Below are 24,359 nucleotides of genomic sequence, written 5' to 3' on the forward strand. Positions count from 1 at the left end.
GGACCTATTCAGAAAACTGAACTAGGTCCCTTGTTAAAGGAGAAGGAGAATGAAGAAGACAGGACTTTGCCCAAAGTGTGGCTCAAAGGATCTTTTATTGGTGCCTGGAAAGGCAGGTGCCTATGGAAGCGGAAATAATATTATGATAGGGCATAGTATTTTTTCGGCAGTTTTAGTCAACCGCTATGTTTGTTGTACTTGTGGCTTTACAGAAGAATGGGTGGACCTAGAGGACATTCCCAAGTTAAAGGGAAAATACGACCAATAGAAAGAAGCCTTGGAAAAGGTCTTTAAGAATGGGATAAGGAGAAGGAATGGATTTATTTACCCTGCAAATGGAAAACAAGTTAAAAACCACGGCTCCCTTGCCGGAGAGGATGCGACCCAAGAGTCTTGAAGACTTTGTAGGCCAAGAGCACTTCATTGGAGAAAATCAATTTGTCAACCGGATGGTAAAAAGTGGCCGGCTAAGGTCCATGCTCTTTTATGGGCCTCCGGGAGTGGGAAAAACCACCCTGGCCTATATCATAGCCCAGGCCATGGACCACAACTTCATAGAATTATCGGCTGTAACTAGTGGGGTCAAAGAGCTGAGAGAGGCCTTGAAAAAGGCGGAAGAAGACCTGAAAATTAGAGGCAGACAAACCATCCTCTTTATCGATGAAATCCACCGTTTTAACAAGGCCCAACAAGATGCTCTCTTGCCCTATGTTGAACAGGGAAAGATTCTTTTTATTGGCGCTACAACGGAAAACCCCTATTTCGAAGTCAACAAGGCCCTGGTGAGTCGCTGTCAAATTTTAAACTTCCATGAGCTGGATGAGGAGGACTTGAAAAAATTGGCCCTTAGGGCCCTGGAAAAAGACCAGGTCTTAAAAGACTTCCAAGCCAGCCTGGACCCCCAGGCCCTGGATTTTTTAGTCAGCCATTCCAACAAGGATGCCCGGGTCATGTTGGCGGCCTTGGAAATGGCCGTTTTAACTACGACCAAAAAAGGAGACCAGCTGGTCTTGACCAAGGAAGACATTGGTCAAAGTATGATGGAAAAACCCATCCTCTATGACAAGGGGAGCACCGACCACTATGATACGATTTCGGCCTTTATCAAAAGCCTTCGGGGGTCTGACCCCGATGCTGCCCTTTATTGGATGGCCAAGATGTTGGTGGCGGGAGAAGACCCCAAGTTCATTGCCCGGCGGATGGTGATTTTTGCATCAGAGGACATAGGCAATGCCGACCCCATGGCCCTGGTCTTGGCTACATCCACCTTTAAGGCTGTGGAAGTCATTGGCCTGCCAGAATGCCGGATCAATTTGGGCCAATGTGCCAGCTATTTAGCCTGTGCTGAAAAATCCAACCGGGCCTACCAGGGCATCAATGCGGCCATGGACTTTGTCAAAAGCCATCCCACAGCCGGTATTCCCATGTATTTAAGAGATCCACATAACCCCAGGGTCCAAGGGGAAAAGGAAGAGGCCTACAAGTACCCCCACCAATACCAAGACGCTTTTGTCCAACAGGACTACCTGCCAGAGGGCTTTCAAGACTTGGTCTTTTACAAGCCATCCAACCGGGGCTATGAAAAGAGAATCCAAGAAAGACAGGCCAAACGCTGGGACGGTAAGAAGGATTGGAGGGAATAGGGAGAAAAGTCTTGTCATTCAGGGCTTTATCGTCTATAATTGTTACATTAGTAGCTAAAAATAAAAATTTCTTGCTATGAAGAGAAGAGTATAGTAAATCAGCCTACAGAGAGCCCTTGCTTGCTGGAAAAGGGTGGTGGGATTTACTAGAAAAACAACTCGGAGCATCGAAAGACGTAATCTTGGCGATAACAAGAATAAAAGTGGCTTGAGCAAGATAGGTGGCACCGCGATGTATTCGTCCTATGCAGAAGGCTGCTTTTTTTATAAGGAGGTTCTATGAAACTAAGAGAAATTTATCAAGACAAAGAAAAGTATTTAAACCAGGATATTAGCCTGGAAGGCTGGATTAAGACAGCCAGAACAGGAAAGAATATCAGCTTTATCAGCCTAACAGACGGGTCAAGCTTTAAACCCCTTCAAGTGGTTTTGGACCAAGACACAAAAATGGACGACCAAGTCAAGCTAAATATTTCCTCTTCTCTTAAGGTTCAAGGAAGACTTGTGGAAAGTCAAGGAAAGGGACAAGATGTTGAATTAAAGGCAGAGTCCCTTGAAATCTTGGGAGAATCCGACCCTTCCTACCCCCTACAAAAGAAACGCCACTCGGCAGAATACCTAAGGACTATTGCCCACTTAAGACCTCGAGCAAACTTATTCCAAGCTGTTTTCCGGGTCCGGTCCCTTTTGGCCTTTGCCGTCCATAAATTCTTCCAAGAAAGAGGTTTCGTCTATGCCCAAACCCCTTTAATTACCGGGTCTGACGCAGAAGGTGCAGGAGAAATGTTTCGGGTAACCACCCTGGACTTGAAGGATGTTCCCAAAAACGAAGATGGGTCCATTGACTATTCCAAGGACTTTTTCAACAAGGAAACCCACCTAACCGTTTCTGGGCAGTTACAGGCAGAAGTTTTTGCCCTGGCCTTTCGGGATGTCTATACCTTTGGTCCTACCTTCCGGGCAGAAAACTCCAACACCCAAAGACATGCAGCGGAATTTTGGATGATTGAACCAGAAATGGCCTTTGCAGACTTGGATGTCAACATGGACGTGGCCGAAGCCATGGTTAAGTACATTATTTCCTATGTCCTGGACCATGCTCCAGATGAAATGGCCTTCTTTAATGAGTTTGTGGACAAGGGCCTTTTGGACCGCCTCCACAATGTGGTTGACAATGACTTTGAACGCATTAGCTATACAGAAGCTGTAGACCTCTTGAAGAAGTCCGGACAAAAGTTCGACTATCCTGTGGAATGGGGGATTGACCTTCAAACCGAACACGAACGTTATTTAACAGAAAAAATCTTCAAACGCCCGGTATTTGTTACAGACTACCCCAAGGAAATCAAGGCCTTCTATATGCGGGAAAATGACGATAAAAAAACTGTTGCAGCCATGGACCTCTTGGTTCCTGGCGTAGGGGAAATCATTGGCGGATCCCAAAGGGAAGAACGCTATGACATTCTAAAGAAAAAGATTGAGGACAACGGACTCAACATGAAGGACTATGAATGGTATTTAGACCTGAGAAAATATGGAACAGCCGTCCATTCAGGTTATGGTCTTGGCTTTGAACGGGCTGTCATGTATGTGACAGGAGTTTCCAACATCCGGGATGTAACAGCCTTTCCAAGAACCGTTGGACATGCAGAATTTTAAGGAGGACCCATGAAAGAATATAATCCAAAAGAGATTGAAGGAAAATGGCAAAAGCATTGGGAAGAAAAAGAAGTCTACCATTGCAAGATGGACCCCAACAAGGAAAAATTTTATGCCCTGGTAGAATTTCCCTATCCCTCAGGCCAAGGCCTCCACGTAGGTCATCCAAGACCCTATACTGCCTTGGATATTGTGGCTAGAAAGAGACGCTACCAAGGCCAGGAAGTTTTATTTCCCATGGGCTTTGATGCCTTTGGCCTGCCAACAGAAAACTATGCCATCAAAAACCACATCCATCCGGCCCTAGTTACCAAAAATAATGTAGACCACTTTAAGGACCAACTCAAGGCCCTGGGCTTTTCTTTTGACTGGTCTCGGGAAGTCAATACCACCGATCCCGACTACTACAAGTGGACCCAATGGATCTTCCTCCAAATGTTTAAAAAGGGCCTGGCCTATAAGTCAGAAATTCCCATTAACTGGTGTACTTCCTGTAAGGTTGGCTTGTCCAATGAAGAAGTGGTAAATGGGTCTTGTGAACGCTGTGGAAGCCCTGTAGTCCACAAGGTCAAGAGCCAATGGATGTTAAAGATTACAGCCTATGCCGACCGCTTGATTGATGATTTGGAAGATGTAGACTACCTGGACCGGATCAAGGCCCAACAAATCAACTGGATTGGTCGGTCTTACGGGGCCCAAGTGGACTTTAGGGTTGAAGACAGTGACAAGAAGCTGAAAATCTTTACCACCCGTCCCGACACCCTCTTTGGTGTAAGCTACATGGTTTTGGCTCCGGAACATCCCTATATCGAAGAATTTAAGGACCGGATTGAAAACTTGGAAGAAATCCAAAAATACCGGGAAGAAGTTTCGAAGAAAAGTGAATTTGAACGGACAGAACTTTCCAAGGAAAAGACAGGAGTTGCCATTAAGGGCCTCTATGCCATTAATCCCGTCAACCAAAAGAAGATCCCCATCTGGGTCAGTGACTATGTCCTCATGAGTTACGGAACCGGGGCCATTATGGCCGTACCGGGCCACGACAGCCGGGACTATGAATTTGCCAAGAAATTTGACCTCCCCATCCTTTCTGTTATCAAGGGAGGGGACCTGTCCAAGGAAGCCTATACAGACATTGAAGATGGAATCTTGGAAAATTCCGACTTCTTAAACGGCCTGTCTGTAAAAGAAGCCAAGGAAAAAATGTATGAATGGTTGGAAAAAGAAGGTATCGGAGAAAGGCACACCAACTATAAGTTAAGAGACTGGGTTTTCTCCAGACAAAGATATTGGGGAGAACCAATACCTCTTATCTATTGCGACGACTGTGGTTGGGTTCCTGTGGATGAAAAAGACCTTCCCTTGACCCTGCCAGAAGTAGAAAATTATGAACCAACAGACAATGGAGAATCTCCTCTGGCTAAAATTGACTCCTTTGTCCATACCACCTGTCCAAAATGTGGTAAGCCAGCCAGACGGGAAACAGACACCATGCCCCAATGGGCTGGATCTTCTTGGTACTATCTAAGATACACAGATCCCCACAATTCAGAAGCCTTGGCCAGCAAGGAAGCCTTGGATTATTTCACCCCAGTGGATTGGTATAATGGAGGTATGGAACACACCACCCTCCACTTGCTCTATTCAAGATTTTGGCACAAGTTCCTCTATGATATTGGAATAGTTCCCACTAAGGAACCCTATATGAAACGGACCTCCCATGGCATGATCTTGGGAGATAATGGGGAAAAGATGTCCAAGTCCAGGGGCAATGTCATCAACCCCGACGACATCGTCAATGAATACGGGGCAGACACCCTGAGAACCTATGAAATGTTTATTGGGGACTTTGAAAAATCCGCTCCCTGGTCCGACAATGGCGTCAAGGGTTGCCGTCGTTTCTTGGAAAGAGTCTGGAAATTACAAGATTCCATTGTAGATGGGGGACTCCGACCAGAAATGGAAGTCCTGACCCACCAAACCATTAAAAAGGTCAGCTTTGACTATGAACACTTGAAGTTCAATACAGCCATTGCCCAATTAATGACCTATTTAAATGAAATCAACTCCCTGGGGTCCATTAGTCGGGAAGAATTAAAAATCTTCTTGACCCTTTTGAACCCTGTGGCTCCCCATATTACAGAAGAATTGTGGACCCTGGCTGGATTTGAAGGCTACCTCCACGACACCAGCTGGCCTGAATACGACGAAGCCAAAACTGTGGAAGACAGCATTGAAATCCCAGTCCAATTTAACGGCAAGGTTCGCTTCACCGTCAAGGTTCCCAGAGAAGCCAGCAAGGAAGAAGTGGAAAAAGTCGTCAAGGCAGAAGATGCCTTTGCAGACCAAGTTGGGGACAAGAATGTGGTAAAAGAAATCTACGTTCCTGGCCGAATTTACAATATTGTTTTGAAATAAGAGAAAATAAGACCAAAAGCGATGGGTTAGCCCGTCGCTTTTTTGTGTGTATGTGTTAGGGCTTCAAGGAGAGCCCCTACAAGGTGGCGGATGGTTTTGTAGGGGCTGGCCTGTCCAGCCCGTCTGCAATTGCGAAAATGTTTATTTTGGGATTGTGGGCATTGATGTTGTTCCCTGTATAGAAATACTCTGTCTATCAATGCGGGCGACACGGGGTCGCCCCTACAGGGTGGCGGATGGTTTTGTAGGGGCTGGCCTGTCCAGCCCGTCTGCAATTCCGGGAATGTTTATTTTGGGATTGTGGGCATTGATGTTGTTCCCTGTATAAAAATATTCTGTTTATCAATACGGGCGACACAGGGTCGCCCCTACAATTGTGTTGTAGGGTGAATTATGAACAGAGTCAGCCCCTACAGATCATTCAATATTTTCCCGAAAATGTACCAATCCGACCATTCCAATAAAAAGAAAAAATCGATGAGCCGTGGTCGCTTATTGACAATTCAAAGATTTGAAACATCGCGACATCTGACCTGCCAACGAAATCAAAGATTTCGGGCTAGGTCATGAAAAAAATTCAATGTTTGAGCGAAGCGAGTTTTGAATTTTTAGGCTTGTCGATTTGTATCACCTTTGACAAATCAAAGATTTGAAACAAGGTGATATCTGACCTACCTACGATTCGAGCTTCGCTCTCGTCGGGTTAGGTCATTTTTCTTACATCCAGTGAGGTAGGGTGGAGGGGGAGGTTTAGGAGGGGCAAGGGGCATCGATAGCCCCTAGGCCCCTCCTAGAGAATAAGGAAAAGAGTGGGTATAGGAGATGCTGAGAATAGAGAGATGTTTCCTATATTTATATATTCTGGTTAGCAATGCGGGCGATATAAAATCGCCCCTACAGGAGAGGAATGGTTTTGTAGGGGCGGCCCTGTGCCGCCCAATGTGTAGAACAGGGTTTGTATATTATGGGGGTGGTCTATCAATGATATTCCCTATATTTATATCTTCTGATTAGCAATGTGGGCCGGACAGGCCGGCCCCTACATGGGCTAGACCTGTTCCTCCCTCTATCTTAAGAAATTTGTAAGATTTTGTTAAAAGATTTGTTCCATGTCTTTGTTATAATATCCTTGAGGTGATAAGAATGCGTGACTACGAAATATTAATTGCCGAAGATGATGAAAGTATTTTACATTCTATAGAAATTTATTTAGGGAACAATGACCGCTACAAGACCACAGGGGTTTCAAATGGCCTAGATGCCCTAGAGGAAACGAAAAAGAAGGACTATGACCTGGTGATTATGGACCTCATGATGCCGGGCATGACTGGGGAAGATGCCATCCGGGAAATCCGCAGGTATTCTGTAGTCCCTATCTTGATCCTATCGGCCAAGTCTGAGGACCTGGACAAGATTATGGGCCTGACCCTGGGGGCGGATGACTACTTAACCAAGCCCTTTAACCCCATGGAACTCTTGGCCCGGGTGGATGCCATTATCCGACGCAACCACGCCTACAACAGCGGCGAAAAGGATTCGGAAATTTTAATCGGAGATGTCAAGCTTCTCTTGGACCAGAGAAGGGTGGAGGTTTTGGGCCAATCCATTTCCCTCACCCCCATTGAGTTTCAAATCCTGGCCCTCTTGATGAAGCATCCAGGACGGGTTTTTTCCATTGAAGAAATTTACGAAAAGATTTGGAAGGAACCGGCCCTGGACCCCAAAACGGTTACAGTCCATATTCGGAGGATTCGGGAAAAAATTGAAGTCAACCCCAAGCATCCCAGGTACATCCAAGTGGCCTGGGGGCTAGGCTATCGTTTTGTCAATGAAAAAAGGAGCTTAGAAAATGGAAAAAACAAATAAAAACAATCCTCGGGTCTTTTTGATAACCCTGGTTTTGGCCCTCCTAGTGAGCTTGGGCCCCATGGCCTACTTTTATTCCAGCGAACCCAAGGCGGACCTATCCTGGATTACAACAGAAACTTATTTTAGAAACATTTTTACAAATTTTATAAATAATGACCGAATGTTTTACGGGGAATCCGAGGGAAATGATGGCCGAAACTTGAGTCTGGCCACAAAGTCCTACTATACCAGCCACTTAACCAAGAGGACGGGGAACTATCTTTTAACAAATAACCCCCAATATGACAATGTCCAAGACCTAGAAAAAGACCTTTTTAAAAGCTTGAACTATGACCACCTGACCTACCTAGTGGATAACCGGTCGGAAGACTGGGCTCGTTACAAGGACCAAGATCCCAAGGATATTAAGCCCAGCAGTGAGGATGTTCTCTTTTTGAAGTATAGCTACAATGGCCAAAAGTGGCAGCTAGACCAAACCCAAATCAAAGAGGATAAGAATATAAGACAGATTCAAAATATCATCAATGAACTTGTCCTTAATACCATTTCCAACTATGAATACACCAATACCTTTAATGAAAAAGAAGAAAATATAGACCTAAACATCCCTGACCAGGATGTGGAGTTTGGCATCGACACCAAGATTGCCTCGGCCCAAGTAACCATGGCCATGACCCAAAAGCAACTGGACAACTTTTTGGGAGAAACCCTCTTCCAACGCCAGTCCATTGACTTGGTTGTCGGCCTGATTCCGGTTTATATCCTGGGCTTTTTTGCCCTCCTGGCCTATGGCCTCTGGGCCTTTAACAAGACCAAAGAAAGAACAGGCTTTGTCCGGTTTTTGGACTTTTCCCCCTGGGAAGTGACCACGGTCCTAGTTGCCGTGTGGATAGGACTTTTCGGCCTGATCTGCAATGAGCCTTCCAGTATCATCTATCCCTTACAAGACTGGACCTCCATCAACCGCTACCTCTTGGTCTTTGCCGGTATCTTCTTTGCGGGTTTTAGCCTGCTTTTGGCAGCTTCCTACCTGGCTTTAAGGATTATCCAAATCAAGGATAGGGGCCTGGCCTATGGTTTCTGGCAAAAGACCCTGGTCTACAAGATCATCCAGGTCTTGAAAAAAATCTTCGGGTCGGGGGTTTCCTACTTGGAAGCCAGCGTCAGCCAAGAAGGCTCATCTCCATCCAGGGCTCCCCTTCTTTACCTGGGCCTGGGTCTCCTCATAATCTTCCTCTTTTTCTTTATTGGAGCCCCGGGGGGAGGAAGGGGGAAATCCTTTGTTCTATTCCTCCTCCTGGTCTTTTTGCTCCTGGTCTTTGCCCTCTTTATCAAGGACTTTTCCGCAGAGATGAAGCGGCTAATCCAGGGATCCAATGAAATTGTCAAGGGGAACTACGACTACCAAATCCCTGTGGAAAGAAGTTATTTCAAGGGCATCGCCAATAACTTTAACCGGATTGCCTCCAACCTGGACAAGGCTGTTTCTGAAGCCGTGTCTTCAGCCAAGGTCCAAAGCGACTTAATTACCAATGTCAGCCACGACCTCAAGACGCCCCTGACTTCAATCATCAACTATTCGGACCTAATGGACAAGGAGGAAGACCCCCAAACTTTGAAAAAATATGCAGGAGTCATCCATGAAAAGTCCATCCACTTAAAAGACCTCATTGAAAACTTGTTTGAAGTCAGTCAAACCTCCAAGGAATTAAGGGAAAGTGACTTACAAGACCTGGACCTAAAAGACCTAACTAGCCAAGTTTTAGGCGAGTGGGAGGACGACTTTAAGACCAAGGGTCTTGATTTAATCTACAAGGACCAAGGACCCCTGCCAGTCCGCATCAACGGAAACCGGGGTCAAAGGATCCTGGACAACCTCTGCTCTAATATCTACAAGTACTCCCTGGAAAATACCAGGGTCTATGTGGACCTCTACCGGGAAGATGGCCATGCCTGCATCTGCCTTAGAAATATTTCAGCCATGGCCCTGGACCCCAGCCTGGACTTAACCAGTCGCTTTACCCGGGGAGACCAAGCCCGGACAGGAACAGGCCACGGTTTGGGTCTGGCCATTGCCAAGAGTTTGCTCTTACAAGTCAAGGGAGACATGGAAGTTAAGGTAGACGGAGACCTCTTTAAGGTCATCTGCCGGGTCCCCTTGAGAGAAGAAAAAACTTTTCAAGAATGATTGAAGCTTTAGATCCAAAACTTCATGATAGAAGAAGTGCATTAAATTTAAGGAGAAAAAAATGAAAAGAACCATGAAAAGAAAATTAGGAACCATCCTACTGGTAGGCTGCCTGGCCCTAGGTGCAGCAGCTTGTGACAAGGCAAGTGCAGCTGGTTATTCAAATAGCCTTGTTTCCCATGAAGAAATCCAAGATGAATTTGTCAAAACCTGTAAAAGTTTGAATTGGCCAGAAGGCTATGCGGTGCCAAAAGAAATTGACTATAAAAAAGACGGCTCATCTTATGAAAAAGGCTTTGGCACCACAAGGGCAAGTCTTTATTGGGAAGCCGCCTGGGAAAGAGAATGGTTAAATAGCTACAAAACAGACCCTGAAAGAGCTGGAAAGGCCCTGGCAGAACTGGAAAAAGCAACAAAGATGACCTACATGTCCCAAGCCAAATGTGACGATGCCACAAGGGAAGCCTTTGCCAAATACCTGGACCAAGCTAGACATGGAGACCCATCAGGCTTTGAAGAAAACATCAAGCTCAATGCCCCTGAATAAGCGGGATGGCTGGGAATTTTCCTAGCTAGAGATCCCTTAAGGTCATCTGACAGCCCCTTGAGGGAAGAAAAAATTCTAAGAATGATTTTTAATTCTCAAAAAAATTGAAAAAAGTGCTATAATAAAGGATAACGAATAAATTAGGCAGCAATGCCTCACTGAAAAGGAGTTGCTTATGAATACTCAGCTTCTTCCACATGAAGTGACACCGGAACTGATTGTCTTACTCAGGTCTGCTTTATTGGTTATCCTTTTAGTTTTGGCCATTTATTATTTGATCAATATAGGCAATACTTGGATTGAACGCAGCCGACGAATTGAAATTGACTTGAAACTCGTGGCGCGGATTTGCGGTGTCCTCTTTGGAATTTATGTTTTACGAGCGATTTTTAACCACTTTCCCATTATAGGTAATACCATAGGGTCCTTGTTTATCGCCATTATCCTGGCCTATGTCATGAACCCCCTGGTGACCTATTTGGAAGGGAAGAATATCAAGAGAAGGTATGGCGTTTTAATTGTCTATGCCAGCTTGGCCCTAATCTTAGTCCTAGTTTTTGTGGTAGTCCTACCCAAAACTGTCAACGAATTCCGGGCCTTTTTCATGGAGATTCCCAGCTATCTGGACACCTGGAACAAGGGGTCTCAAGAATGGCTCCAGAAGTTTGAATCTGTATCCAACTTGAATTTAGAACAGATTGAAAATGAATTTAACAGTGGAATTAACAAGCTCTTAACTAATGCCCAAACTGGGATTAGTGACAAGATTAAGGATATCCCTGTAGGGATTAATGCTCTTTTTTCTCGATTGATTTCCATCATGCTGGTCTTGATTTTTTCCTTTTATTTCTGCGTGGACAAGGACCACTTCAAGGACATTGTTTACAGGCTCCTTCCCAGGAAACACAAGACAGACATCCTCTATCTAGGGGGAAAAATCAACAATGCCCTTTTGGAATTTGTCAAGGGACGCTTGCTTATGGCTCTTTTTGTGGGCCTGATGACCATGATTGTCTTGCTTATTTTAAGGGTTGATTTTGCCATTATCATTGGTCTGGTAACCTGTGTCGCCGATATCATCCCCTATGTAGGTCCCTTCCTGGCGCTTCTACCGGCAGTCTTATTTGCTGCCCTGGATTCCACCAGCAAGGCCCTTTGGGTGGCCATCATCTTCGTCCTGATCCAATGGGCGGAAAATAACCTCTTGGGTCCCAAGATTTTGGGCTCCAAAACTGGTCTCCATCCTTTAGTGGTTCTTTTAGCCATTGTTATAGGTGGGGGAATGTTTGGTTTTATTGGAATGATTTTATCTGTTCCCTTTGTCAGTGTATGTTTAATTTTAAAAGATTTTGCCCTTATGAAAATTCGCCAAAGGCAAGCAGACAAAGACCTACATTGACAAAGCTTCCAAGCTATTTTATAATCAAGTATAGCGACCTCCCAAAGGGCTTTGGGAGGTTTTATATTAAGGAGAGTTGCTATGAAACGTTTAGGTTTACATGAAATTCGTCGTGAATTTCTAGAATATTTTAGAGAAAATGGACATATTGTTGCTCCAAGTTTTTCCTTGGTGCCCAAGGATGACCCATCCCTCTTATTAATTGGTGCCGGAATGGCCCCTTTAAAGAAGTTTTTCACCGGGGAAAAAACACCTCCGGGCAAGAGAATGACCACCTGTCAAAAGTGCTTGAGAACAGGAGATATTGACAATGTGGGTCAAACGGACCGCCATGCCACCTTTTTTGAAATGCTGGGGAATTTTTCCTTTGGCGACTATTTCAAAAGAGAGGCCATTAACTGGGCCTGGACCTTTTTAAGAGAAAATCTGGAAATCCCGGAAGAAGACCTTTGGGTAACGGTTTTTGAAGATGACCATGAAGCGGCAAAGATTTGGGAAGAAGAGATCGGCCTGGCCAAGGAAAAAATTGTTCCATTGGGAAAAGAAGACAACTTCTGGGAATTAGAAGTGGGTCCTTCAGGGCCCTGCTCTGAAATCTATGTAGACCGGGGGGAAGAATTTGGTTGTGGAGATCCAGACTGTAAGCCGGGCTGCGAATGCGACCGCTTTATTGAAGTTTGGAACTTGGTTTTCACCCAATTTGACAAGGACAAGGAGGGCAACTACCACCCCCTATCCCATCCCAATATTGATACAGGCATGGGGCTGGAACGGATTGCTACAGTCCTACAAGGAACCGACAATATCTTTGAAATCGACGCCCTACAAGAAGTTCTCCACAAGGTGGAAGATTTAAGTAACTATAAGTACAAGACAGATAAAAAATTAGACGCTTCAGTCCGGGTTATTACAGACCACATCCGGGCCATTACCTTCCTAATTGGAGATGGGGTTATTCCCAGCAACGAAGGCCGGGGTTATGTTTTAAGACGTCTCCTTCGTCGGGCAGCTTCCCATGGACGTAAGCTGGGCCTGGACCAACCCTTCCTGGCAGAAATTGCCAAGGTGGTTATGGACTCTTGGTCCGTTAACTACGAGGAATTAACTAGCCACAGGACCATGATTTTGGAAGTAATTTCCAAGGAAGAAGAAAAGTTCCACGAAACCCTGGAAACAGGTATGGTATTATTGGAAGACCAAGTGGCAGACCTAAAGGCCAAAAATGAAAAGGTCCTGTCTGGGGAAAGAGCCTTTAAGCTCTATGATACCTATGGATTCCCAGTGGACCTAACCAATGAAATCTTAAAAGACTATGGGATGACAGTAGACTTTGATGGTTTCCAAAGTCAAATGCAAGCTCAAAAAGAAAGGGCCCGATCTGCCAGAGATGACAGCAACATGGGCTGGGAAGCCAGTGAAGAAGAATTACAATTGGATTTCCAAACAGAATTTTCCGGCTATGAAAAGATGGAAGATTCATCCAAGCTTTTAGCCCTAGTCTATCAAGGCCATGAAGTCCAAAGTTTAGAAGAAGGCCAAGAGGGCTATGTAATTGTGGAAAGGACCCCCTTCTACCCAGAAGGTGGGGGACAAATTGCCGATACAGGAAAGATCTCCTGGCCTGAAGGAAGGGCAGAAGTTCTGGACACCCAAAAGACTAAGAATGGAACAATTTATAGCCGGGTTAAGGTCAGCCAAGGCAGCCTGGAAGTGGGAAGTCAGCTTGACCTAGAAGTGGACAAAGACCGCCGCAAGGCCATTATGCGAAACCACTCTGTAACCCACCTCCTTCATGGGGCCCTAAGAGAAGTTTTAGGTCAACACGTCCAACAAAGCGGAAGTGAAGTTCGAGATGATTGGATGCGGTTTGACTTTAGCCACTACAAGCCCATGACAGCAGAAGAGGTCAAGGCTGTGGAAGACCGGGTCAATGAAATGATCCTGGCCAATATTCCAGTTAGCAAGGAGCTTCTAGCCTATAATGATGCCAAAAAACAAGGAGCCATCGGTCTTTTTGAAGGCAAATACGGAGAAAAGGTCCGGGTAGTTACCATGGGAGATTTTTCCAAGGAACTTTGTGGAGGAACCCATGTTGAAGCCACAGGAGATATCGGAAGCTTTAAGATCCTATCGGAAGCTGGTATTGCCGCCGGTGTCCGCCGGATTGAATCCACAACAGGTTTAAATGTTCTAAAACTCTTACGGGACTATGAAGCCAGCCACAAGGCCTTGGCTGCCAAGTTAAAGACCAATGAACAAAACCTACTTGACCGGGTGGACCAAGTCCTCCAACAACAAAAAGAATTGAGAAAAGAAGTAGAGGACTTCAAAAAACAACTGGCTTCCAGTGACCTGGATTCCAGCCTAAGCCAAGTGAAAGAAGTCAATGGAATCTCCTACATTACAGCGATTTTAGAAAATGTAGATGGAGAAAACCTGAGGAACCTGGCAGAAGAAACCAGAGATCGCCATGCGCCTGTAGTTGTTGTATTGGCCTCTGTCATGGAGGACAAGGTCCTCTTTGCCTCTGCAGTGACCAAGGAACTCACCAAGCAAGTTCAAGCAGGCAAACTCATTGGAAAAGTTGCTAAAATCGCCGGAGGCGGTGGAGGTGGACGTCCAGACTTTGCCCAAGCAGGAGGAAAGGACCCATCTAAGGTCCAAGAAGCTATAGATGCAGTAGAACAATTCTTGGCTGAGTAAGAAGTTTATAATTAGGGGGGCTCTGGCCTCCCTTTCTTATGAAAACTTTCCCTAAAGAATCTCTAAGGGAATTTCTAAGTTTTTCTTGTAATCTCTAGGGCAGTATGGTAAACTTGATAAGTACAAGTTAAGACCTAGGGGTATAGTTCAGTGGCAGAACGTTGGTCTCCAAAACCAAATGTCGAGGGTTCAAATCCTTCTACCCCTGCCAAATTGCCGTCGATGATTCGACGGTTTTTTCTTTTTAGAAAGTAAAGTCCTTAAAAAAGCCAATGATTGTACTTAATATCAACTTTTGGTATAATAAGGTATAAGTTTATGGAGGTGTTTTCGTGGAAAAATATGTCAACGAACAAACCACTGATGGAAATGTAAAAATAGCAGATGATGTCATTGCAAAAATAGCCATTGTTGCCGCGTCCCATGTGGAAGGAGTCTACTATCCCAGCAAGGATTTAATGAGTGGAGTTGCAGATGTTGCAGGCAAACTCGGTGTAAAGACTCCCGCTAGAGGGGTCAAGGTAGCTGTAGGAGAAGGCGAGGGAATTATTGACCTGTCTCTTTCCATAGAATACGGCAAGAATATTCTTGATATTTGCAATGAAGTCCAAGAAAAGGTCAAGGAATCGGTAGAAAATATGACGGGCTTATCCATTGTAGAAGTCAATGTTCATGTTGTTGGGATTTCAACTCCTACAAGTGAACTCTTGGCAAAGGCATAAGAATGGCCATTAGTCAAAGAAAAAAACGGATCCTTTTTATGCAGGCAATTTTTCAATTGCCCTTTCATAGCCAGGAAGAAGGGGCCGATTTAGACTCTATTTATCATTGGCTAGAAGACCAACCGGCTCCAGTAAGTGAAGACTTTGCTTCCTTTTTGGACCATCGGGAGGAAATTGACCAAGTCATTGATTCAACCCTAGTTGGCTGGGACATCCACCGTCTGGCCAAGGTAGATTTAGCCATTATCCGCCTTGCTAGCTATGAAATTTTCTATTGTCCAGAGATTCCTACCAAGGTAAGCATCAATGAAGCTGTTGAATTGGCCAAGAAGTTTTCAACAGATGATTCTTCCCGTTTTATCAATGGGATTTTAGGATCTGTAATAAAAAAATACGAAGATAGGATCGAAAATAAGGGTTGCCAATAGATTTAATCTGTGGAAACCCTCTTTTTTACAGGAGTTTTTATGAAAGCAATACAGGTTCATGAATTAACCAGCTATATTAAAAGAACCATTGACATGGACTACTTCCTCACCAACATCCTGGTGGAGGGGGAGCTTAGCAATGTCAAAACCTACCAATCCGGCCATACCTACTTTAATTTAAAGGATGACCGGGCCAGCCTGCCCTGTATTTTTTTTCGCTGGGAAAAAGAAGATGGAATGTTTTCTTTTAAAGAGGGGGACCGGGTTTTGGTTCGCGGGGGTCTGTCCATCTATGAAAAAGAAACCCGGCTAAACCTCTATGTAAAAAGTATGACCAGCAAGGGTCTGGGACCCCTCTATCAAAAATTTCTGGAAACCAAGGAAAAATTAGAAAAAGAGGGTCTTTTTGACCAAAAGTACAAGCAAAAGATCCCCTCTTTTGTCAAGACTCTTGGTGTGGTGACATCCAGAGATGGGGCCGTCCTAAGGGACATTATCCATGTTTTGAAAAGAAGAAACCCTGGCGTGTCCTTGGTTTTATATCCCTCTCAAGTCCAGGGAAACCAGGCTCCTGCCAGCCTAAGAAAGAGCCTGGGACAGGCCCTGGAGGACCCCCGCTTGGATGTCATTATTATTGGCCGGGGTGGAGGGTCCTTTGAAGACCTTATGGCCTTCCAAGACGAAGACCTGGCCCGGGATATTTTCTGTGCCAAGACCCCGATTATTTCTGCTGTGGGTCATGAAACGGACTATTCCATTAGCGACTTTGTTGCCGACTACCGGGCTCCAACTCCTTCAGCTGCAGCAGAAGTGGCCGTTGCCCAAAAATCAGACCTGGTCCAGGGTCTGGACCTTTTAAAAAGACAGGTAGACCAGGAATTTCGCCATGGCCTAAACGAGAAAAAGATGGCCCTGGCTCAAGAAAAACTAAAGCTTAGCCACTATTCTCCCGGACAAATTTTGGCAAGAGAGTATGGTCGCCTGGACTTAAACCGCTTGAAGCTGAAGACAGGGATGGAAAAATTTTGCCAAAAGCAAAAAAACAAGCTAGCTGAAGTCAAGCTCCAGGTGGATTTTTACCATCCCCAAAAGAGATACCAGAAGGAAAGAGACCGGATGGGCTTTTTCAGAGACCAGGTTGACCAAGCCATGAAAGATTCGATCCAAAAAAGAAGGGGGCACATCTTGGACCTGGGCCAAGATTTGGAAAAGATTCAAAAGAACTACCCTCTGGCCTTGATTAAAAAGCAAGGACAGCTGGTTCAATCGGTAAAAGACTTAAGAGACCAAGACTATGTGGAACTGATTCTAGCCGATGGCTCTAGAGGAGCCCGGATTGAAAGTAAAGGAGACCGCCATGCATGATGAAATTTCTTATGAAGAAAATTTAAAGGCCCTGGAAGACTGCCTGGAAAAGCTTCAAAGGGAAGATATTTCTTTGGAAGAGAGCTTTAAGAGCTACCAAGAAGCCCTGGGCTACTACAAAAAGTGTATGAAAACCCTAAATGACTTGGAAGGCAGACTGGAAGAATACAAGGAAGAAAGCCAAACTTTTGAGAAACTGGAAATAGGTGAAGAGTCTTGAAAGATGTAGAAGTTGTTATACTGGAATCTTTAAATTACTTTAAGGATAGTTATATCTACCATCCTATTGAATATGCCCTAATGGCTGGAGGGAAAAGACTTAGACCCAGGATCCTATCCCTAGTGGGAGACATCTACCAGGCCCCAGAAGAGGACCTGGAAGTTCTCATGATAGCCCTTGAGTGGATCCACAACTATTCCCTAATCCACGATGACTTGCCCGGGATGGATGATGACCACTTCCGCCGGGGCCAACTCACCCTCCATAAAAAATTTGACGAAGCCACAGCCATTTTGGCAGGAGATGCCCTCTTAAATGGGGCCAGTGAATTGATCTTACGCCATAGCCTTAGCCTGGAAGGAAAAAGGCTGAAAAACTTTTTACAAGCCGGCTACCTACTTTTAAAGGCAGCAGGGAGTCATGGCATGATCCAGGGCCAAATGGTGGACCTCCATCCCAGCCTGGACCAGGAAGATTATATGAAAAAAACCAATGAGCTCTTCTATGCCGCCTTTATGGCCCCCTTGGTCTTGGTGGAAGCAGATAGCCAGGAAAGGGGAGATATGGAATTATGTGGCCGGAGCTTTGGCAACCTCTTCCAACACAAGGACGACCTGGATGACCAAGAATTGGACCACTATAATAAAAAAGACCAGGACATCTTGACAGAAGTCATGGACAAGGCCCTGGAAAGACTGGAAAGTAAACGGCCTGAAGTCAAGCAGCTGAGAAAATTTATCCAGGAGGCCCTCTATGGCTAAAGACCGTATTCGGGCAGACCTCTTGGTCTATGAACAGGGTCTAGCCTCCAGTAGGGAAAAAGCCAAACGGCTCATTATGGCAGGACTTGTAGTTCATGGAAGCGAAAGAATTGACAAGCCCGGTCAGCTTTTAAACCGGGAGGACCAGCTCCGCCTCAAGGGCCAGATGAAGTATGTCAGCCGGGGAGGCTACAAGCTGGAAAAAATATTGGAAAATGAAAAAATTGACCTCAAGGGGAAGGTCTGCATTGATATTGGAGCCTCTACTGGAGGTTTTACCGACTGCATGCTCCAACATGGGGCTAAAAAAGTCTATTGCATTGATGTGGGCTACAACCAATTGGACTACAGCCTCCGTCAAAACCCCCAAGTGGTCAATATGGAAAAAGTCAATATCCGCCACTTGGACCCTGAGACCTTTGCAGAAAAGGCAGACTTTATCAGCATTGACGTCTCCTTTATCTCCTTGGAATTGGTCCTGGATGTAGCTAGAGACCTCTTAAAGGACCAGGGACAAATTTGTGCCCTGGTAAAACCCCAATTCGAAGCAGGCAAGGACAAGGTTGGCAAGGGGGGCATTGTCCGGGACCCCAAGGTTCACCTGGAAGTACTTAATAAGATGGCCGGACTTTTTAAAGACCTGGACCTGGATGTAGAAAAGCTAACCCCTTCTCCCATTCATGGGACCAAGGGAAATATAGAATTTTTAGCCCTCCTGAAAAAGGGCTACCAAGAAAAAGAACTTGGGCTTGCCCAAATTGTAAAAGATGCTCATGCAAGTGGAGGACAAGATGCTGGTTGAGTTAAATATAAAAAATTTTGCCATCATTGATGACTTAAGTGTGGAGTTTTCCAAGGGCTTGAATGTGTTAACAGGAGAGACCGGGTCGGGAAAGTCCATCTTAATCGATGCCCTGGACATGATCTTAGGAGGGCGGGCCAACAAAAGTTACATCCGGACAGGATGTTCTTCGGCCTTTGTCCAAGGGGTTTTCTTTAACCAGGAGGCTGGCCTGCAAAAGAGCCTGGAAAGAAACGGCCTGGCCCAAGAGGACTACTTAACCATTAGCCGGGAAATCTTCCTGGACCGACCCAGCCTTTTAAGAGTCAATGGCCAGGTGATTTCCCTCAACCAGCTCAAGGAAATTACCGGCCAACTGGTGGACATCTTTGCCCAACATGAGGGCCCGGCCCTTTTGGACAGCCACAAGCAAAAGTTTATCCTAGACTCCTTTGGTGACAAGGCCCACAGCCACCACCTGGAAGACCTGGCCCGGACCTACGAGACCTACCAGGCCTTGAAAAAGGACCTGGACAAGTTGACCATGGATGACCAAAGTCGGATGCGGGAAATTGACCTTTTGGACTTTCAATGCCAAGAAATCCAAGAGGCCCAATTGACCCAGGAGGATGAAGAAGACCTGGTTCAAGACTATAAAAAGCTGGAAAACCAAGAATCCATCCGGGAGGGCTTGGAACAAAGCCTGCAAAGGCTTCAAAGTTCCTATGAGTCTGTGTCTGCCTTGGACCAAATGGATACAGCCCTAGCCAATCTCTATAAGATCAGCGACTATGATGAGGAAATCAAGACTTGGGCAGACCAATTGCAAAGTCTTCGTCATGAAGTCCATGAGGTGGGCCAGGGTTTAAACCGTCTTTTAGAAAATAGTGACCAAGACCCTGAAGCCCTTCGTCTAGTGGAGGACCGCCTTAACCTGGTCAACAACTTAAAGAGAAAGTACGGAGACAGCGTCCAGGAGATCTTGGCCTACTATGAAGAAAGTCAGGCCCGATTAGAGCTTTTAAAAAACTATGAAGAAGAGGTTAATAAAAAGCACAAGGACCTGGAAGAGGCCCATAAAAAACTCCAGGACTTGGCCCAGGTGGTCCACAAGGACCGGGAAACCCTGGCCCAGGCCCTGGAAAAAAGAGTGGAAGATGAAATCAGCCAATTAAATTTAAAAGATGCTCGCTTCAAGGTCCACTTGGAAGAAAAAGACCTGGGGCCCGATGGCATGGACCAGGTGGTCTTCTACCTGTCTACCAATTTAGGCGAAGACCTAAAGCCCTTGTCCCAAGTGGCATCAGGAGGGGAAATGAGCCGGATGATGCTGGGCTTTAAGAGCATCATTGCAGACCGGGACCACATTATGACCCTGGTTTTTGATGAAATTGATGCCGGAATCAGTGGGCAGACAGCCCACATAGTAGGGAAAAAATTAAAGGCCCTGGCCCAGGGACGGCAAGTTTTGGTGATTTCCCACTTGCCCCAAATGGTTGCCCTGGCCCAAACCCACTACCGGATTGAAAAGACATTAAAGGATGGCAAGATGGTTTCAAATATCCGAAAATCCAGTCCCCAAGACCAGGCTTATGAATTAGCCCGCCTGATTAGTTCAGGTGAAATCAATGAAAGCACCCTAGAAACAGCTCGAAGCATGATTAAGAAAAGCAGGGAGGATCTATGAATTACGAAGAAAGAACCATGAAGTCCAACAAGATCTATGAGGGTCATATCTTAGCCCTCCGGGTGGACACAGTGGAATTACCCAATCAAAAATACTCCAAAAGAGAAATTGTAGAGCACGTTGGAGCTGTAGGGGTTGTGGCCATTACAGAGGATGGTCAAGTACTTTTTGTTAGGCAATACCGCAAGGCGGTGGAAAAAAGCCTATTGGAAATCCCTGCCGGTCTGGTAAATTCTAATGAAGAACCAGGCCTTGCGGCCAAAAGAGAATTGGAAGAAGAAACAGGCTACACCTGTGACAAGGTGGAATTTATGACTGAATTTTACCCCTCTCCAGGATTTTCTACAGAAAAAATCCACCTCTTTTTGGCTAGAAACCTAGTCAAGGGCCAAGCTAATCCAGATGACGATGAATTTTTAGAATTGGAATCCATGCCCTTTGAAGAGGCCTTGCGGAAGGTCTACCTTGGAGAATTTAGCGATGCCAAAACCATGTTGGCTCTTTTACTGGCAAAAGATTTTATGGAGGAAGTAGAATGAATGCACTAGACTATATCAAGGGAAAAATCAATATTGAACCGGAGTTGGGAATTATCTTGGGTTCCGGCCTAGGAGATTTTGCAAAAAACATTGAAGACCCTATCCACATTCCCTTTTCAGAAGTTCCGGATTTTGCTGCGTCCACTGTCCAAGGGCATGCCGGGGAATTTATCTTTGGCCAGCTCTATGGCAAGAAGGTCGTGGCCATGAATGGTCGAGTCCACTATTATGAAGGCCATCCCATTAGCCAAGTGGTCCTACCTGTCAAGGTTATGACAGACCTGGGAATTAAAAATTTAATTGTCACCAATGCAGCTGGAGGAGTCAACAAGGACTTTAACCCTGGAGACCTGATGATTATTACAGACCATATTAACTTTACCGGAGTCAACCCCTTAATTGGTCCTAATGAAGATGACAAGGGACCTAGGTTCTTGGATATGAGCGAGACCTATAGCCTGGACTCCATTGCCCTGGCAAAAAAAGTTGCCCGGGAAGAAAATCTGGACCTAAAAGAGGGGGTCTACATGTGGTTTACAGGTCCCTGCTATGAAACGGCAGCAGAAGTCCGTCTAGCCAGGACCCTGGGAGCTGATGCAGTAGGCATGAGCACAGTACCAGAAGTCATTATTGCCCACCATAGGGGGGTCAAGGTTCTGGGTATATCCCTTATTACCAACCATGCTACAGGGGTTAGCGATGAACCCTTAAGCCATGAGGACGTTGTTCTGGCTTCCAAAAAGGCAGAGGGACGGTTTAAATTATTAGTAGAAAAGATAGTTCAGGTGATCTAATGCATATTAATGAATTAATCGAAAAGAAAAAACACGGACAAGACCTAAGTTCAGAAGAAATCCACTATTGGATCCAAGGCTACTTAAAGGGAGAAATCAAGGACTACCAGGTTTCTGCCCTTTTAATGGCCATTTACTTTCAAGGCTTAAATGAGAAGGAAACCTACGACTTAACCAATGAACTTCTCCATTCAGGAGACACTGTCGACTTAAGCTCCATCCAGGGCATCAAGGTGGACAAACACTCCACTGGTGGAGTAGGGGATACTACCAGCCTGGTCCTAGGACCCCTAGTAGCTGCAGCCGGCTGTCCTTTTGCCAAGATGAGTGGACGGGGCCTAGGCCACACTGGCGGAACCCTGGATAAACTAGAGGCCATCCAAGGCCTATCGGTGGACCTGACTGTCCAAGACTTTATCAAGCAAGTCAATGAGATCGGCCTGGCCATTGCAGGCCAAACAGCCAATATCACTCCGGGAGACAAGAAACTCTATAGTCTAAGGGATGCCACCCAAACCGTAGATAATATTTCCCTTATTGCTGCCAGTATCTTGAGCAAGAAAATTGCCATTGGATCCGATGCCTTGATTTTGGATGTCAAGGTGGGGGACGGGGCCTTTATGAAGACCAAGGAAGAGGCGGAAAAACTTTCTTCAGCCCTGGTAAAATTAGGCAAGGCCTTTAACCGCAATGTCATGGCCCTGATTACTTCCATGGAAGAACCCTTGGGACAGGCTGTTGGAAACTTAATTGAAGTCCAAGAGGCCATCCGGGTCCTAATGGGCCAAGGCCCTCAAGACCTGGAAGACCTCTGTCTGAACCTGGGAGCCAAGGTCCTGGTTCTGGCCAAAAAGTTTGACCAAGAAGACCAAGCCCTGGAGGCCTTAAAGGAAACCATAGAAAATGGCCAAGCCTTGAACAAGTTCAATGAAATGATCAAGGCCCAAGGAGCCCAAATAGATGCCCAAGGCCTTTTAGACCAAGACCTTAGCCCCTTGTTGGGTCAAGTTACAGCTCAAGAAGATGGCTACCTGGCCTCTCTTCATGCTCTAACCATTGGGGAAGCTGCTCGGAGATTAGGGGCTGGCCGCCTGACCATGGAAGATGTCATCGATCCTGGAGCAGGAATCTACCTGGTAAAGAAAATCGGTCAAAAGGTGACAAAAGGGGAAACCATCCTGGAACTTTACGGCAAGGATTCTTCTGAAATCCAAGAGATTATTAAAGACATCCAGGCAGCTATTAGCTATAGCAAGGACCCAGTCCAAGCTCCGACCTTAATCTTGCATGAGGTCCGCTAATGAATGCCACCATAGAAATTTACGCTTCTAGAATCTTGGCCCTTTTGGTGGCCATTATCGGTCATGAAATTGCCCACGGCTATGTGGCCTATTTAAACGGAGATACCACGGCCAAACGGGATGGACGTTTGAGCATCAACCCCATCAACCACATCGACCCCCTGGGTCTGGTCTTTATGATTGTCTTTCGTTTTGGCTGGGCCAAGGCAGTGCCCATTAACCCCTATGCCTTTAAAAAACGGAAATTGGGCATGATAACCGTATCCCTGGCAGGGGTGGTCTATAACCTAGTTATGGCCTTTATCTTTGCCGGGGTCTTCAGCTACCTCTATTTTCATCCCAGTGGAAGCCATTTTATCCAACTCTTGGTAGAAAACCTCCTTTGGTACAATATTATGCTGGGGCTCTTTAACCTAGTTCCCCTGCCACCCCTGGATGGGTCCAAGCTCTTGGCTAGCTTCCTACCCAGGTCTTGGGAGGATAAATTTTACCAGTATGAAAAATATGCCTACCTGGTCTTGGTGGTTGCAATTTTTTCCGGAGCCATTGACAAGGTCTTGGGTCCAATTTTTAATTGGGTCATTAGTCTCTTTCTAAATTTTTGGGGAAATATTTTCTATGTATGATGTAGAACTTGATGTCTACCAGGGCCCCATGGACCTGCTCCTGGACCTGATAAAGAAAAATGAATTGGATATCTATGACATCCCCATAGCCTTTTTAACCACGGAATTTATTCGAGAAATGAACAGTCGGGACCTGGATATGAATACCCTGTCCTCCTTCCTCCTGATGGCCTCCACTCTTTTGCAAATCAAGTCCAAGCTTCTTTTGCCTAAGAAGGAAGCCCAGTCTGAGGAAGAAGAGGAAGAAGATCCTCGGGACGCCCTGGTTCGGAGACTTTTGGAATACCAAATCTACAAGGAAGTGGCCCAGGACTTTAAAGGTCGGGAGGAGGAGGGGCGAAAACTCTTGACCCGCCTACCCCAAGAAATTATTTCCAAGGAGGAGGCCTACCTCCTTCAAGACTTGGAAACCCAGGACCTGGTGACTTGTTTTGCCCAAATCCTAGTCAAGTACCAGGACCGGACCAATGAGGAATTAAGACCTATCTATGCAGAAAGGTTCAAGGTCAGCGACTGCATTGAAAAAATTCGCTTTTGCCTGGTGGACCAAAAGAAGGTATCTTTTGATAGTCTCTTAAGTGACCAGCCCTGTCGGGAAGAGATTATTACAAATTTTTTGGCCATCTTGGAGTTGGCCAAGGCAGGAGGCTGCCACTTATCCTACCGCCCCCAAGCCAGGGAATTATTTATTGAAAGAAGGGAGGAATAA

General features: G+C 45.7%; 21 protein-coding genes, 1 tRNA gene and 1 other annotated feature. All 22 genes read left to right on the forward strand.

From position 1 onward, the window contains the following. Nucleotides 1-49 precede the first annotated feature (49 nt). A complete protein-coding gene (locus tag CS898_RS05755) occupies nt 50-268 on the forward strand; it encodes a hypothetical protein (protein ID WP_099208432.1) in 219 nt (72 codons plus the stop codon). A gap of 46 nt (nt 269-314) precedes the next feature. Further along, a complete protein-coding gene (locus tag CS898_RS05760; protein WP_099208433.1) occupies nt 315-1,643 on the forward strand; it encodes a replication-associated recombination protein A in 1,329 nt (442 codons plus the stop codon). A 67-nt stretch (nt 1,644-1,710) separates the two neighbouring features. Beyond that, nucleotides 1,711-1,892 (forward strand) — a binding site (T-box leader). A 30-nt stretch (nt 1,893-1,922) separates the two neighbouring features. Continuing rightward, the gene (asnS, locus tag CS898_RS05765; RefSeq protein ID WP_099208434.1) at nt 1,923-3,302 is read left to right on the forward strand and encodes an asparagine--tRNA ligase; all 1,380 of its coding nucleotides are present in this window, start codon (nt 1,923-1,925) and stop codon (nt 3,300-3,302) included. Between the two features lie 9 nt (nt 3,303-3,311). Then, complete coding sequence (gene leuS / locus CS898_RS05770; RefSeq protein ID WP_099208435.1) at nt 3,312-5,720, forward strand: leucine--tRNA ligase; 2,409 nt, start codon at nt 3,312-3,314, stop codon at nt 5,718-5,720. A 1,143-nt stretch (nt 5,721-6,863) separates the two neighbouring features. Next, nucleotides 6,864-7,586, forward strand: a complete 723-nt coding sequence (locus tag CS898_RS05775; protein ID WP_099208436.1) for a response regulator transcription factor — start codon at nt 6,864-6,866, stop codon at nt 7,584-7,586. Further along, on the forward strand, nt 7,570-9,777 hold the full coding sequence (locus CS898_RS05780; RefSeq protein ID WP_099208437.1) for a sensor histidine kinase: 2,208 nt from the start codon (nt 7,570-7,572) through the stop codon (nt 9,775-9,777). The genes CS898_RS05775 and CS898_RS05780 overlap by 17 nt, the downstream gene beginning before the upstream one ends. A 61-nt stretch (nt 9,778-9,838) precedes the next feature. Then, nucleotides 9,839-10,324, forward strand: a complete 486-nt coding sequence (locus tag CS898_RS05785; RefSeq protein ID WP_099208438.1) for a hypothetical protein — start codon at nt 9,839-9,841, stop codon at nt 10,322-10,324. 175 nt (nt 10,325-10,499) lie between these two features. Continuing rightward, complete coding sequence (locus CS898_RS05790; RefSeq protein ID WP_099208439.1) at nt 10,500-11,723, forward strand: AI-2E family transporter; 1,224 nt, start codon at nt 10,500-10,502, stop codon at nt 11,721-11,723. 81 nt (nt 11,724-11,804) lie between these two features. After that, nucleotides 11,805-14,426, forward strand: coding sequence for an alanine--tRNA ligase (gene alaS, locus CS898_RS05795; RefSeq protein WP_099208440.1), 2,622 nt, complete (start codon nt 11,805-11,807; stop codon nt 14,424-14,426). Nucleotides 14,427-14,562: 136 nt separating this feature from the next. Then, nucleotides 14,563-14,637 (forward strand) — tRNA-Trp (locus CS898_RS05800). Nucleotides 14,638-14,758: 121 nt separating this feature from the next. Continuing rightward, nucleotides 14,759-15,148: an Asp23/Gls24 family envelope stress response protein gene (locus CS898_RS05805; protein ID WP_099208441.1), complete on the forward strand. Its 390-nt coding sequence runs from the start codon at nt 14,759-14,761 to the stop codon at nt 15,146-15,148. Between the two features lie 2 nt (nt 15,149-15,150). Further along, nucleotides 15,151-15,576, forward strand: a complete 426-nt coding sequence (nusB, locus tag CS898_RS05810; protein WP_099208442.1) for a transcription antitermination factor NusB — start codon at nt 15,151-15,153, stop codon at nt 15,574-15,576. A gap of 39 nt (nt 15,577-15,615) precedes the next feature. After that, nucleotides 15,616-16,941: an exodeoxyribonuclease VII large subunit gene (gene xseA, locus CS898_RS05815; RefSeq protein ID WP_099208443.1), complete on the forward strand. Its 1,326-nt coding sequence runs from the start codon at nt 15,616-15,618 to the stop codon at nt 16,939-16,941. Further along, nucleotides 16,934-17,161 carry an exodeoxyribonuclease VII small subunit gene (gene xseB / locus CS898_RS05820; RefSeq protein WP_009431096.1) on the forward strand — a complete coding sequence of 76 codons (228 nt, stop codon included), beginning with the start codon at nt 16,934-16,936 and terminating at the stop codon, nt 17,159-17,161. Before xseA ends, xseB begins: the two co-directional genes overlap by 8 nt. Continuing rightward, a complete protein-coding gene (locus CS898_RS05825) occupies nt 17,158-17,922 on the forward strand; it encodes a polyprenyl synthetase family protein (protein ID WP_099208444.1) in 765 nt (254 codons plus the stop codon). The genes xseB and CS898_RS05825 overlap by 4 nt, the downstream gene beginning before the upstream one ends. Further along, entirely contained in the window at nt 17,915-18,724 is an 810-nt protein-coding gene (locus CS898_RS05830; protein WP_099208445.1) for a TlyA family RNA methyltransferase, read from the forward strand. Before CS898_RS05825 ends, CS898_RS05830 begins: the two co-directional genes overlap by 8 nt. Then, a complete protein-coding gene (gene recN, locus CS898_RS05835; RefSeq protein ID WP_159459135.1) occupies nt 18,714-20,390 on the forward strand; it encodes a DNA repair protein RecN in 1,677 nt (558 codons plus the stop codon). The genes CS898_RS05830 and recN overlap by 11 nt, the downstream gene beginning before the upstream one ends. Further along, nucleotides 20,387-20,929, forward strand: coding sequence for an NUDIX hydrolase (locus CS898_RS05840; RefSeq protein WP_099208447.1), 543 nt, complete (start codon nt 20,387-20,389; stop codon nt 20,927-20,929). Before recN ends, CS898_RS05840 begins: the two co-directional genes overlap by 4 nt. Beyond that, entirely contained in the window at nt 20,926-21,723 is a 798-nt protein-coding gene (locus CS898_RS05845) for a purine-nucleoside phosphorylase (RefSeq protein WP_099208448.1), read from the forward strand. The genes CS898_RS05840 and CS898_RS05845 overlap by 4 nt, the downstream gene beginning before the upstream one ends. Further along, nucleotides 21,723-23,024 (forward strand): thymidine phosphorylase, encoded by a 1,302-nt coding sequence (locus CS898_RS05850; RefSeq protein WP_099208449.1) that lies wholly within the window; start codon nt 21,723-21,725, stop codon nt 23,022-23,024. Before CS898_RS05845 ends, CS898_RS05850 begins: the two co-directional genes overlap by 1 nt. Further along, entirely contained in the window at nt 23,024-23,650 is a 627-nt protein-coding gene (locus CS898_RS05855; RefSeq protein ID WP_009431824.1) for a site-2 protease family protein, read from the forward strand. The genes CS898_RS05850 and CS898_RS05855 overlap by 1 nt, the downstream gene beginning before the upstream one ends. Further along, the gene (locus tag CS898_RS05860) at nt 23,643-24,359 is read left to right on the forward strand and encodes a segregation and condensation protein A (RefSeq protein ID WP_099208450.1); all 717 of its coding nucleotides are present in this window, start codon (nt 23,643-23,645) and stop codon (nt 24,357-24,359) included. The genes CS898_RS05855 and CS898_RS05860 overlap by 8 nt, the downstream gene beginning before the upstream one ends.

The sequence above is a fragment of the Urinicoccus timonensis genome (genome assembly GCF_900232945.1).
GTDB lineage: Bacteria > Bacillota > Clostridia > Tissierellales > Peptoniphilaceae > Urinicoccus > Urinicoccus timonensis.